A 13,387-nucleotide genomic window follows, 5' to 3' on the forward strand; every position below is an offset into this window, starting at 1 on the left:
CGGTCGCCTAATTGCCCGGAACCCGCTATGCGCTCACTTGCACTCCTTGCCTTGACCCTGATGCTCACCGCTTGCGGCGACGGCGAATCGCCGTTACCTCCCGACGCGCGCCTGCCGGACGGTGGACGCTATCGTGGTGATCTGGTCGATGGATTGCTGCAAGGCCAGGGCCGCATCGATTACCCCAATGGCAGCTGGTATGCCGGCGAGTTCAACAAGGGCCAATGGCATGGCCAGGGCGAATGGCACGGCAGCAATGGCGAGGTCTATCGCGGGCAGTTCAATCAAGGCCTGTTCGACGGTCAAGGCAGCCTGACCACCCACGGCGGCAGCTACAACGGCGGTTTCAAGCTCGGCAGACGCGAAGGCGAAGGCACTCTCAAAGAAAACGGCATGACCTACCGTGGCGAGTTCAAGGCCGATCAGTATTCAGGGCTCGGCCGCCTGGAACTCGAAGACGGCAGTGCGTACCAAGGGCAGTTCGCCCACGGCAAGCCCAACGGCGAAGGCCAGCGCGGCGACGGCAACGGCAATCAGTTCACCGGGCATTTCGTCGACGGTCAGCTGGAAGACAACGGAACATTCAACAGCGCTGAAGGCGACATCTACGTCGGCGGCTTCAAGAACAATCAACTGAACGGCAAGGGCCGCTACGAAAACGCCGACGGCGATGTCTGGCTGGGTCAATTCAAGGAAGGCTCGCTCAACGGCAAGGGCGAGTTGATCGGCGCCGATGGCAGCCATTACATCGGCCACTTCAACGACTGGCGCTTCAGCGGTCAAGGCCGCTTGAACCTCGCCGACGGCAGTTTCTACATCGGCCAGTTCGATAGCGACGCCTATTCCGGCCGGGGCACTTTAGTGCTGACCGATGGCTCGGTGCTTAGCGGCACCTGGATCAACGGCCAGCGCGTGCGTGACGCCGATGGCAAGTTGCTGCCCGATACCCTCGAACTCGGTCTGTTGGCCCAGGGTCGCTTGCTCGAAGAGGCATTGAACAATGTACCGGCCTCGACCCCGGCAATCGAGCTGTACACCCTGACCCTGGGCGGCGACGGCAAGCAGAGCGTGTTCCTGCGCGAATCCGACTACGTCGCCAACATGCTCACCAGCCGTTTCGGTGCCTTCGGCCAGATCCGCCTGGTGAATCATCGCGATCATCTCGGTGACCGCCCGATGGCTACCCGGGAAAACCTGCGCCGCGCAGCCATGGCCCTGGCCGACCGCAGCGGACCGGAAGATCTGATATTCATCTACCTGACCAGTCACGGCACCAGCGAACACGAATTGGTGCTCGACCAGCCACGCATGGAACTGGCCGACCTGCCAGCCGACGAACTGGCGGCGGTGCTCGCCCCCCTTAAAAATCGCGACAAGATCATCGTGATATCGTCTTGCTATTCCGGCGGTTTCATTCCCGCACTGAAAGACGAACGCACCCTGATCATGACCGCCTCGCGAGCCGACCGCGTGTCGTTCGGCTGCTCCGAAGAAGCCAACTTCACGTACTTCGGCGATGCCTTGTTTGCCCGGGCCCTGAACCAGACCGATGATCTGGAACAAGCCTTCAAACTGGCCAAGGCCACCGTCGCCGAACGCGAAATGGCCGACAACTATGAAGCCTCCGAGCCACAGATCTGGGCACCGAAAACCGTGCTGTCCCACTGGCAGTTACTGCGCAAGCAGCAAGCACGAAAAGCGCTGCAAAATGCCTTGATTGACAGCAAGGATACAAAGAACAACTAAGCTGACAGTATCAAGGGAGAAACACTATGTACTTGACGCCTCAGCACGTATTGCTTGCCGGAGCCACCGGTTTGACCGGTGAACATTTGCTCGATCGCTTGCTCAACGAGCCAACGATTACGCGGGTATTGGCGCCCTCACGCCGGCCATTGGCCAGGCATCCTCACCTTGAAAACCCCGTCGGCGATCCAGCGATGTTTCTGCCGCAGTTGAGCGGTCGCGTCGATATCGCCTACTGCTGCCTGGGCACCACCATCAAGCAGGCCGGCTCGGAGCAGGCATTTCGCGCCGTGGACCTGGACATGGTGGTGGCCTTCGCCAAACGCGCCCGGGAGATGGGCGCACGTCACCTGATCGTGATCAGTGCCTTGGGGGCCGATCGCAGATCCTCGAATTTCTACAACCGGGTCAAAGGCGAGATGGAATACGCGTTGCGGGCGCAGGACTGGCCACAGCTGACCATTTGCCGACCTTCGCTGCTGCTGGGCGAACGCCTCGAGCCGCGACTGGGCGAGAAAGTCGCCGGCCCCTTGTCACGACTGATCCCCGGCAAGTACCACGGTATCGAAGCCTGCCAGCTGGCCCGCGCCATGTGGCGATTGGCGCTGGAAGAGCAGGATGGGCTGCGGATTGTCGAGTCGGATGAGTTACGCAAGCTAGGCAAGTAATCCGCGGCGCCTGACAGAGCACATTCGCGAGCAGGCTCGCTCCCACATTTGATCTGTGTTGTTCACAAATTCAATGTGGGGGCGAGCCTGCTCGCGAAGAGCGCAAAGCGCTCCCTACAATCCACCCGTCGCCTGAAAATTCACCCCAAGCACCGTCAACAACGACAACGGCAACAGCAATGTGTCGAGCAACGCGCTGGCCGGCAGGTCAACCCCCGGATAACTCGGGGCCTCAGCGCCGAAACGGTCCATCGCGCAACAACCGCCATTGATCGCATACAGATCCAGCCGCGTCCCTGCGTACACCACCGGCGCACCCGGCTTGGCGGCATCCAGCGTGCGCGCCGTGGCGCACCCCGCCAACTGCAATGCCAGCACCACCACCAACAGCTTATTCATCGCTGGACAGATGATGTTCGCCCCAACGCGGCAGCATGTCCTGGGGAATGTTCAGCAGGTTGAGAATCCGCGCCACCACGAAATCGATCAGGTCGTCGATGGTTTGCGGCTGATGATAGAAGCCCGGCGATGCCGGCAGAATCGTTACGCCCATGTTCGACAGCTTGAGCATGTGCTCCAGATGAATGCTCGAATACGGCGCCTCGCGCGGCACCAGAATCAGCTGACGGCGCTCCTTCAATGTCACGTCGGCAGCACGCTCGATCAGGTTGTTACAGGCACCGGTTGCGATGGCTGACAAGGTGCCGGTCGAACACGGCACCACCACCATCGCCGCCGGCGCGCCGGAGCCAGAGGCCACCGGCGACATCCAGTCTTCCTTGCCATACACGCGAATCTGCCCGGCGGCAGCACCGGTGTACTCGGTAAGGAAAGCCTGCATCATCTGCGGTTTGGCGGGCAGCGTGACATCGGTTTCCGTGGCCATCACCAGTTGCGCGGCCTTGGAGATCAGGAAGTGCACTTCGCGGTCTTCGCGCACCAGGCAGTCGAGCAGGCGCAAGCCATACTGGGCGCCGGAAGCGCCGGTCATCGCCAGCGTGATGCGGTCCGGACCGTTATTCATTTGAGCGCCTCGGCGAGCTTGCCGTGCAGGCCGCCGAAGCCGCCGTTGCTCATGATCACCACGTGCGTGCCTGGTTGCGCCTGGCTTTTCACGCGGTCGATGATGCCTTCCAGCGAATCGCTGACAATCGACGGCACGGTGCACAAGGCTGCGGTGGCGGCCAGGTCCCAACCGAGGTTGGCTGGCGCGTACCAGATCACCTGGTCGGCATCGACCACGCTTTCCGGCAAACCGTCACGGTGCGCACCCAGCTTCATGGAGTTGGAGCGCGGCTCGATGATCGCGATCAACGGGGCATCGCCAATACGCTTGCGCAGGCCGTCTAGCGTGGTGGCGATGGCAGTCGGGTGATGCGCGAAATCGTCATAAATGGTGATGCCACGCACGTCCGCGACTTTCTCCATCCGCCGCTTCACGCTTTTGAAAGCGCTCAATGCAGCGATGCCCATCGAGGGCGCCACGCCAACGTGACGCGCCGCTGCCAGGGTGGCCAGCGCGTTGGCAACGTTGTGCTGACCCGTCATGTCCCACTCGACCACGCCTTGGGAAACCCCTTCGAACATCACTTCGAAGGCCGAACCGTCTTCGCTGAGCAACTTGACCTGCCACTGACCGCCGGCACCGGTGGTTTGCACCGGGGTCCAGCAGCCCATTTCGATGACGCGCTGCAACGCCGGTTCGGTGGTCGGGTGAATCACCAGGCCTTCGCTCGGGATGGTTCGCACCAGGTGGTGGAACTGCCGCTCGATGGCGGGCAGGTCCGGGAAGATATCGGCGTGGTCGAACTCGAGGTTGTTCAGGATCGCCGTACGCGGGCGGTAGTGAACGAACTTGGAGCGCTTGTCGAAAAAGGCGCTGTCGTATTCATCGGCCTCGATCACGAAGAACGGTGTGCCGCCCAGACGCGCCGACACCGAGAAATTCTGAGGCACGCCACCAATCAGGAAGCCCGGGCTCATGCCCGCGTGTTCCAGCACCCAGGCGAGCATGCTGCTGGTGGTGGTCTTGCCGTGAGTGCCGGCAACCGCCAGCACCCAGCGACCTTGCAGGACGTGATCGGCCAACCATTGCGGGCCGGAGACGTAAGGCAGGCCTTTGTTCAGCACATACTCCACTGCCGGGTTACCGCGGGACATGGCATTGCCGATCACCACCAGGTCGGGGGCCGGGTCGAGTTGCGCCGGGTCGTAGCCTTGGGTCAACTCGATGCCCTGAGCCTCAAGCTGAGTGCTCATCGGCGGGTAGACGTTGGCATCGGAGCCGGTCACGTGATGGCCCAGCTCTTTGGCCAGAACTGCCATAGAACCCATGAAAGTGCCGCAGATACCAAGAATATGAATGTGCATAGTCGACCTCGTAAAACATGGCCGCAGGTTAGCGTAGGGAGGGGAAAATCGCACCTTGTGTTTCAGACTTGAGGACCGCCTTCGCGAGCAGGCTCGCTCCCACATGGACGGTGCAGACCCTGTGGGAGCGAGCCTGTTCGCGAAGAACGCGCCACGATTTACCTGGCAATACCGTGTTTGCGCAGTTTTCTATAAAGCGTGTTGCGACTGACACCCAGCTGTTCAGCCGTATGCGTCATATGCCACCGCGTCTGCTCCAGCGCATTCAACAAGGCCAGCCGCTCGGCATCCTCCAGCGGACGCTCGGACTCTTCAGTCGACGGCGCCACCACCGGTCGCGCCTGTCGAATCATCGCCGGCAAATCCTCCAGAGCGATCCGCCCACCGTCACACAACGCAGCCAATGTGCGCAGTACATTACGCAACTGCCGAACGTTACCCGGCCAGGAAAACGCGAGCAACGCCTCCCGAGCCGGTCCATCGATCAGCACCGTTTCCCCGCCCGCTTCTTCGGCCAGTAAAAAGTCGAGCAACTGCGATTTGTCACTGCGATCGCGCAATGCCGGTAGCGCCACCTCCAGACCGTTGAGCCGGTAGTAAAGGTCCTCGCGAAAACTGCCGTCCTGCACCCGATCCAGCAGATTGCGGTGCGTAGCGCTGATGATCCGCACGTTGATCGCCTGCGGCTCCCCTCCAAGCGGCACCACCTGACGATCTTCCAGCACCCTCAACAGGCGCGTCTGCAAGGCCAGAGGCATGTCGCCGATTTCGTCGAGGAACAAGGTGCCCCCATCGGCCTGTTGCAACTTGCCACGCATGCCTTCTTTACGCGCCCCGGTGAAACTGCCGCCGCGATAGCCGAACAATTCGCTTTCAATCAGGCTTTCGGGAATGGCCGCGCAGTTGAGGGCAACGAAGGCTTTTGCAGCCCGCTGGCTGGCCTGATGGACAGCTTTGGCGAACGCCTCCTTGCCCGACCCGGTTTCGCCATTGATCAACAACGGCACGTCCCGCTCGTACACGCGCAGGGCCTTGCGGAAATCCGCCTGCAACGCGGTGTCGCCCAGGCAGATACCCGACTGTTGCTGCGCACGCTCTTCAACGATCGGACTCGGTACCAGCGGCACCGGCACACGCCGCGGCTGGCCGCGCAACACGGCAAACAGGCTGCGTCCATCGCGGGTACGCAGCGGCCAACTGGCGCTGGCGTTGACGCTCGCGCGGCCGAGCAGTTCATCCAGGGAGCAGTCGAAAAAGGTCTCCACGGGTTTGCCCAGCAAGCCACCCCGCACATGCCCCAACAGATTCAACGCACTTTGATTGACCGCACAGATCCGCCCTTCTCCGTCGAACGCCAGCAAGCCTTCACTGAACAGCCCGACGGACTCGGCTTGCAGATGAAAACGCAGCAGCCATTGATTGTCGAAATAACGCAGGAAATAACAGCTCTCGATCATCTTCGCCGAAAGATTGACCAGGGCCATAGTGTGAAACTGACTCTGGCGCGAGACGTCGTGGCGCGCCGAGGACACATCGAGCACCGCCAGCAATTCGCCATGGGGGTCGAACACCGGGCTGGCCGAGCACGTCAGGCCGGTGTGGCGGCCGCGAAAATGCTCGTCCTGGTGGATCGTCAGCGCCTGGCGCTCCACCAGGCAGGTGCCGATGCCATTGGTGCCTTCGCAGGCCTCGCTCCAGTCGGCGCCGAGCCAGAGCCCGGCACGTTCGAAAATCTTCCGTTCGGCGGGGGCCGTCACGCAGTTGAGGATCACGCCCCGTGCATCGGTCAACAGCACCGCATGCCCGGAACCGGAGAGCTGCTGATGCAGACTGGTCATTTCGTTGCCGGCAATGTGCAGCACTTGCTGCAGGCGTTCGCGGCTTTCGAGCACGCGCCCATGCTCCAGCACCGTCGGCGCGATGGTCAGTGCCGGGTCGAGGTGATAGTCCTCGAGACAGCGCAGCCAGGAACGGGCGATAGACGGATCGCTACCCGGGCCGTGCAAGTGGGTTTTCCCCTGCGTCACGGTCAACACTTGCTGGGCATGGCGGCTCAAATGATTGTCGTGCATTTCTTATTGTTCTCCCCGGGGCTCGGCGACCCGTGCATGAGGTGATGCCGAGCATCCTCCAGCCTAGCCCGCATTGCAATGCTGGCAAGACCGGGCAGTCACAGGCTGTGCCATGAACGGTACAAAGTGTCACAGGGGCTGTACCGAAAGCGTCACAGACGCGACCCGCCCGTCTGACAAAAAACGCGCAAAGCCTTGATTTGCCTGACCTGCAGGGCAGTGGCCCGACCTTTGCTCTACGCTTATACAAGCGCCCATGCGCGTCTCTTATAAATACAAAAGCCAAGGAGAAACAATCATGCGTTACGCTCACCCCGGTACTGAAGGCGCTATCGTTTCGTTCAAAGCCAAATACGGTAACTACATCGGCGGCGAGTTCGTCGCGCCTGTCAAAGGTCAGTACTTCACCAATACCTCGCCAGTGAATGGCCAAGCGATTGCCGAATTCCCCCGCTCCACGGCCGAAGATATCGACAAGGCCCTGGACGCTGCCCACGCGGCGGCCGATGCCTGGGGCGCCACGTCCGCCCAGGCCCGCTCCCTGATCCTGCTGAAAATCGCCGATCGCATCGAACAGAACCTGGAAACCCTGGCAATCACCGAATCCTGGGACAACGGCAAAGCCGTGCGTGAAACCCTCAACGCCGACATCCCGCTGGCCGCCGACCACTTCCGCTACTTCGCCGGTTGCCTGCGCGCCCAGGAAGGCAGCGCTGCCGAAATCGACGGCAACACCGTGGCCTATCACATCCATGAACCCCTGGGCGTGGTCGGGCAGATCATTCCTTGGAACTTCCCGATCCTGATGGCCGCCTGGAAACTCGCTCCGGCGCTGGCTGCCGGTAACTGCGTGGTACTCAAGCCCGCCGAACAAACCCCACTGGGCATCACCGTGCTGGTCGAATTGATCGGCGACCTGCTGCCACCCGGTGTACTGAACATCGTGCAAGGTTTCGGCAAAGAAGCCGGTGAAGCCCTGGCCACCAGCAAACGCATCGCCAAGATCGCCTTCACCGGCTCGACCCCGGTCGGCTCGCACATCATGAAATGCGCGGCGGAAAACATCATTCCGTCCACCGTGGAGCTGGGTGGCAAGTCGCCGAACATCTTCTTCGAAGACATCATGCAAGCCGAACCGTCCTTCATCGAAAAAGCCGCCGAAGGCCTGGTGTTGGCGTTCTTCAACCAGGGCGAAGTCTGCACCTGCCCTTCCCGCGCCCTGGTGCAAGAGTCGATCTATGACGAGTTCATGAAAGTGGTCATGAACAAGGTCCTGCAAATCAAGCGTGGCGACCCGCTCGACACCGACACCATGGTCGGCGCCCAGGCGTCCGAGCAGCAATTCGACAAAATCCTTTCGTACCTGGAAATCGCCAAGGGCGAAGGTGCCGAGCTGCTGACCGGCGGCAAGGTGGAGAAACTCGAGGGCAATCTGGCGACCGGGTATTACATCCAGCCGACCCTGCTCAAGGGCACCAACAAAATGCGGGTATTCCAGGAAGAAATCTTTGGCCCGGTGGTCAGCATCACCACCTTCAAGGACGAAGCCGAAGCCCTGGCCATCGCCAACGACACCGAGTTCGGCCTGGGCGCCGGCCTCTGGACCCGCGACATCAACCGCGCCTATCGCATGGGCCGCGCCATCAAGGCCGGTCGTGTGTGGACCAACTGCTACCACCTGTACCCGGCGCACGCCGCGTTCGGCGGGTACAAGAAGTCCGGCGTCGGCCGTGAAACCCACAAAATGATGCTCGACCACTATCAGCAGACCAAAAACCTGCTGGTGAGCTACGACATCAATCCGCTGGGCTTCTTCTAACCCGGCGCGAAACCGCGTAACGGCTTTCGCAAGCAGGCCCGCTCCCACACTGGATCTTCAGTGTTCACACAACCAATGTGGGAGCGAGCCTGCTCGCGAAGGCGTCCTTAAACACACCCAAAATCATCGCCCTGCCGCTCTGGCACGGGCTTTGCGTACCCGCATCAAACGCAAACGCAGTTCCTGAAAGTCCAAAAGATCGAACAATAAAAAAGACAGCGAGGACTTATGACAACTTCCACACAGCTCAAACCCACACTCGGCACCCTGCATTTATGGGGCATTGCCGTCGGCCTGGTGATTTCCGGCGAGTATTTCGGCTGGAGTTACGGCTGGGGCACCGCAGGGACCCTGGGTTTTCTCGTCACCGCCTTGATGGTGGCGACGATGTACACCTGCTTCATCTTCAGTTTCACCGAATTGACTACAGCAATTCCCCACGCTGGCGGGCCGTTTGCCTACAGCAGGCGAGCCTTTGGCGAAAAAGGCGGCTTGATCGCCGGCATTGCTACCCTGATCGAGTTTGTCTTTGCCCCTCCGGCAATCGCCATGGCCATCGGCGCCTACCTCAATGTGCAATACCCGGAACTGGACCCGAAAATCGCGGCGGTGGGTGCCTATTTCGTGTTCATGACCCTCAATATTCTCGGGGTCAGCATTGCCGCCACCTTCGAACTGGTGGTCACCGTGCTGGCCGTTGCCGAACTGCTGGTGTTCATGGGCGTGGTGGCGCCAGGCTTCAGCTTCAGCAATTTCGTCCTGAATGGCTGGTCCGGCGCCAACGAATTCACAATAGGCTCGATTCCCGGCATTTTCGCCGCCATTCCCTTCGCGATCTGGTTCTTTCTCGCCATTGAAGGCGCGGCCATGGCCGCCGAAGAAGCCAAGGACCCGAAACGCACGATTCCCAAGGCCTACGTCAGCGGCATTCTGACCCTGGTATTCCTCGCCATTGGCGTGATGGTGATGGCCGGCGGTGTCGGCGACTGGCGCCAGCTCTCCAACATCAACGATCCGCTGCCCCAGGCCATGAAAGCGGTGGTGGGCGACAATTCGACCTGGATGCACATGTTGGTCTGGATCGGCCTGTTCGGCCTGGTGGCCAGTTTCCACGGGATCATCCTGGGTTATTCGCGTCAGTTCTTCGCCCTGGCCCGCGCCGGGTACCTGCCGCGCAGCCTGGCGAAACTCTCGCGTTTTCAGACCCCGCACCGGGCCATCCTGGCGGGTGGCGTGATCGGTATCGCGGCGATCTACAGCGATGGCCTGATCAATCTGCAAGGCATGAGCCTGACGGCCGCGATGATCACCATGTCAGTGTTCGGCGCCATCGTGATGTACATCATCAGCATGCTGAGCCTGTTCAAACTGCGTAAGACCGAGCCGAACCTGGAGCGCACCTTCCGCGCCCCGGGCTATCCGATTGTGCCGGGGATCGCGCTGTTTCTGGCGGTGGTGTGCCTGGTAGCAATGGCCTGGTTCAATACCTTGATCGGCTTGATCTTCCTCGGTTTCATGGTCGCCGGTTATCTGTATTTCCAATTGACCGCCCGACAACGCTCCGAGGCGCCAGCGGACGCTATGCTCGAAGGTGCATGAGTTGCACCGGCGCCGGGCCGAAAGCCTGGCGCCTGCTTTATTGAAGTGCACACTGTTCCCTTGTGGGAGCGGGCTTGCTCGCGAGTACGGTGTGTCATTAGGCACATAGGTCGCCTGATACACCGCATTCGCGAGCCGCTCTCACAAGGGTTTCGGTGTTATCAAGACATGTACAGAACAGAAGGACACCGCCTCATGGCCGTATTTGCCCATTCCGTCGGCGCCCAGACCTATCGCTTCGACAGCCTCAAGGACGTGATGGCCAAAGCCAGCCCGGCGCGTTCCGGGGACTTTCTGGCCGGTGTCGCCGCCCTCAACGATGGCGAGCGCGTTGCGGCGCAGATGGCCCTGGCTGACATTCCGTTGAGCTACTTCCTGCAGGAAGTACTGATTCCTTACGAAGCCGATGAAGTCAGCCGCCTGATCATCGACACCCACGACAAGCAGGCTTTCGCGGCGGTCAGCCACCTCACCGTGGGTGGATTTCGCGACTGGCTGCTCAGCGATGCCGCCGACGAACAGGTCCTGCGCGCCCTCGCCCCCGGCCTGACCCCGGAAATGGTGGCCGCTGTATCAAAGATCATGCGTGTGCAAGATCTGGTGCTGGTGGCGCAGAAAATCCGCGTTGTCACGCAGTTCCGCGGCACCCTGGGCCTGCGCGGCCGGTTATCCACACGCCTGCAACCCAATCACCCTACCGACGAACCGGCCGGCATCGCCGCGAGCATTCTCGACGGCCTGCTGCACGGCAACGGCGACGCCATGATCGGCATCAACCCGGCCACTGACAGCATCGCCTCCATCTGCGCCATGCTGGAAATGCTTGACGCGATCATCCAGCGCTACGAAATTCCAACCCAGGCCTGCGTGCTGACCCATGTCACCACCTCGATCGAAGCGGTCAATCGCGGCGTGCCACTGGACCTCGTGTTCCAATCGATCGCCGGCACCGAGGCGGCCAACGCCAGTTTCGGAATCAATCTGAACGTGCTGAAGGAAGGCTACGACGCCGGATTGAGCCTGAATCGTGGCACACTTGGGCATAACCTGATGTATTTCGAAACCGGCCAGGGTAGCGCCCTGTCCGCCAACGCCCACCACGGGGTCGACCAACAGACCTGCGAAACCCGGGCCTACGCTGTCGCCCGACATTTCAATCCGTTTCTGGTGAACACCGTCGTAGGCTTCATCGGCCCGGAATACCTCTACAACGGCAAGCAAATCATCCGCGCCGGCCTCGAAGACCACTTCTGCGGCAAGCTGCTGGGCGTGCCGATGGGCTGCGACATCTGTTACACCAACCATGCCGAGGCCGACCAGGATGACATGGACACCTTGCTGACCCTGCTGGGCGTGGCCGGGATCAACTTCATCATGGGCATCCCCGGCTCCGACGACATCATGCTCAACTACCAAACCACGTCGTTCCACGATGCGCTCTATGCCCGGCAGACGCTGGGGCTGAAACCTGCACCGGAATTCGAACAGTGGCTGGCGAAAATGGGCATCTTTACCCAGGCCGACGGCAAGGTTCTCTTCGGCAACAGCCTGCCACCGGCCTTTCGCCAGGCTTTGGCGCAATTGGGATGAGCGTTGATATGGAAAAACTACCCTTCGATCCGCACAACCCCTGGCAGGAACTGCGACGCCTGACACCGGCACGGATTGCCCTGGGTCGCACCGGCACCAGCCTGCCCACTCGCGCACAGCTGGACTTTCAATACGCCCATGCACAGGCGCGGGATGCCGTGCATTTGCCGTTCGATCACGCGGCGCTACGCTCGCAACTGGCCGAGCGCGGGCATGAAAGCCTGTTGCTGCACAGCGCTGCGATTGACCGGAACAGTTATTTGCAACGCCCGGATCTGGGGCGAAAGTTGAGCGCCGAGTCGGCACAGGCTTTACGGGACTACGCTTCGACCCATCCGGGCGGAATTGATTTGGTGATTGTCGTCGCCGATGGCTTGTCAGCCTTGGCTGTTCACCGCCATACACTGCCATTTCTGGCGCGTCTGGAGGAGCAGATCCGCGCGGAAAACTGGTCCGTGGCCCCGGTAGTCCTGGTGGAACAGGGCCGCGTTGCGGTAGCGGACGAAATCGGCGAACTGCTGGGCGCCAAAATGACGGTGATCCTGATCGGCGAACGCCCTGGCCTCAGCTCCCCAGACAGCCTGGGGTTATATTTCACCTACAATCCAAAGGTCGGCCTGACGGACGCCTACCGTAACTGCATCTCCAACGTACGCCTCGAGGGACTGAGCTACGGCATGGCAGCACACCGTCTACTGTATTTGATGCGCGAAGCCTGCCGGCGGCAGCTGTCGGGCGTCAATCTGAAGGACGAAGCGCAGATTCAGACGCTGGAGTCAGACGAGGGTGCTGACATGAAAGGAAATTTCCTGCTGAGCTCGCCGGAGGCCTGAATCGCTTCCGCATTGCACTATCGTTCCGTTTTAAGGCAGGATCGACGCACGGCCGCCAGGGTTTCCCGTCGCCGTCCCAGCATGCAAGACAGCCACTTGAAGACGAGACCTACCATGCGGATTATTCAAGCGACCCTCGAACACCTGGATCTGCTGACCCCGTTGTTCGTCAAATATCGCGAGTTTTATGGTTCCCTGCCGTATCCGGACTCGTCCCGGGCGTTCCTCGAAAAACGCCTGCGCCGTAAGGAATCGGTGATCTACCTGGCCCTCTCCGACGAGGACGACAACAAGCTGATGGGGTTCTGTCAGCTGTATCCGAGCTTTTCTTCGCTATCGCTAAAACGCGTATGGATCCTCAACGACATCTATGTCGCCGAGGACGCCCGTCGCCAGTTGGTCGCCGACCACCTGATCCGCACCGCGAAGAAGATGGCCAAGGAAACCAATGCCGTGCGCATGCGTGTTTCCACCAGCAGCAACAACGAAGTCGCGCAGAAAACCTACGAATCCATCGGATTCAAGGAAGACACCGAGTTCAAGAACTACATATTACCGATCAGTGACGAGCTATAAGACGACAATTAATAACGCTGTAGGAGCGAGCTTGCTCGCGATAGCTGTGAACAACAACGCGTAAAGCCAGATGCCCAGCGGTGTCCCTGGTTTTTTTCGCGAGCAAGCTCGCTC

At 60.8% G+C, this 13,387-nt stretch carries 11 protein-coding genes; 7 read left to right on the top strand and 4 right to left on the bottom strand.

The annotated features are described in order from the left end of the window. Positions 1 to 27: 27 nt before the first annotated feature. Positions 28 to 1,746 (top strand): C13 family peptidase, encoded by a 1,719-nt coding sequence (locus HNQ83_RS04945; RefSeq protein WP_175387944.1) that lies wholly within the window; start codon positions 28 to 30, stop codon positions 1,744 to 1,746. A 26-nt stretch (positions 1,747 to 1,772) separates the two neighbouring features. After that, entirely contained in the window at positions 1,773 to 2,414 is a 642-nt protein-coding gene (locus HNQ83_RS04950) for an oxidoreductase (RefSeq protein ID WP_175387945.1), read from the top strand. Positions 2,415 to 2,528: 114 nt separating this feature from the next. Here HNQ83_RS04950 and HNQ83_RS04955 read toward each other — a convergent pair whose 3' ends face one another. The 4 genes from HNQ83_RS04955 to HNQ83_RS04970 all read right to left on the bottom strand — a co-directional run bounded on the left by HNQ83_RS04955 (position 2,529) and on the right by HNQ83_RS04970 (position 6,856). Continuing rightward, positions 2,529 to 2,813, bottom strand: a complete 285-nt coding sequence (locus tag HNQ83_RS04955; protein WP_175387946.1) for a YceK/YidQ family lipoprotein — start codon at positions 2,811 to 2,813, stop codon at positions 2,529 to 2,531. Beyond that, a complete protein-coding gene (gene ubiX, locus HNQ83_RS04960; RefSeq protein ID WP_175387947.1) occupies positions 2,806 to 3,438 on the bottom strand; it encodes a flavin prenyltransferase UbiX in 633 nt (210 codons plus the stop codon). Before ubiX ends, HNQ83_RS04955 begins: the two co-directional genes overlap by 8 nt. Further along, positions 3,435 to 4,784: a UDP-N-acetylmuramate:L-alanyl-gamma-D-glutamyl-meso-diaminopimelate ligase gene (gene mpl, locus HNQ83_RS04965; protein ID WP_175387948.1), complete on the bottom strand. Its 1,350-nt coding sequence runs from the start codon at positions 4,782 to 4,784 to the stop codon at positions 3,435 to 3,437. The genes ubiX and mpl overlap by 4 nt, the downstream gene beginning before the upstream one ends. Before the next feature lie 158 nt (positions 4,785 to 4,942). After that, positions 4,943 to 6,856 (bottom strand): sigma-54-dependent Fis family transcriptional regulator, encoded by a 1,914-nt coding sequence (locus tag HNQ83_RS04970; protein ID WP_175387949.1) that lies wholly within the window; start codon positions 6,854 to 6,856, stop codon positions 4,943 to 4,945. Positions 6,857 to 7,154: 298 nt separating this feature from the next. Between HNQ83_RS04970 and HNQ83_RS04975 the strand changes: the two genes are divergently transcribed. From HNQ83_RS04975 to HNQ83_RS04995, 5 genes are all read left to right on the top strand, one after another. Further along, positions 7,155 to 8,675: an aldehyde dehydrogenase family protein gene (locus HNQ83_RS04975; protein ID WP_175387950.1), complete on the top strand. Its 1,521-nt coding sequence runs from the start codon at positions 7,155 to 7,157 to the stop codon at positions 8,673 to 8,675. Positions 8,676 to 8,903: 228 nt separating this feature from the next. Then, positions 8,904 to 10,274, top strand: coding sequence for an ethanolamine permease (gene eat, locus HNQ83_RS04980; protein ID WP_175387951.1), 1,371 nt, complete (start codon positions 8,904 to 8,906; stop codon positions 10,272 to 10,274). A gap of 195 nt (positions 10,275 to 10,469) precedes the next feature. Next, on the top strand, positions 10,470 to 11,864 hold the full coding sequence (locus HNQ83_RS04985) for an ethanolamine ammonia-lyase subunit EutB (protein WP_175387952.1): 1,395 nt from the start codon (positions 10,470 to 10,472) through the stop codon (positions 11,862 to 11,864). An 8-nt stretch (positions 11,865 to 11,872) separates the two neighbouring features. Beyond that, positions 11,873 to 12,697, top strand: a complete 825-nt coding sequence (gene eutC, locus HNQ83_RS04990) for an ethanolamine ammonia-lyase subunit EutC (protein WP_175387953.1) — start codon at positions 11,873 to 11,875, stop codon at positions 12,695 to 12,697. Between the two features lie 114 nt (positions 12,698 to 12,811). Further along, complete coding sequence (locus HNQ83_RS04995; RefSeq protein WP_175387954.1) at positions 12,812 to 13,273, top strand: N-acetyltransferase; 462 nt, start codon at positions 12,812 to 12,814, stop codon at positions 13,271 to 13,273. Positions 13,274 to 13,387: the final 114 nt, after the last annotated feature.

It is taken from the genome of Pseudomonas sp. C2B4 (assembly GCF_013359695.1).
Taxonomy (GTDB): Bacteria; Pseudomonadota; Gammaproteobacteria; order Pseudomonadales; family Pseudomonadaceae; genus Aquipseudomonas.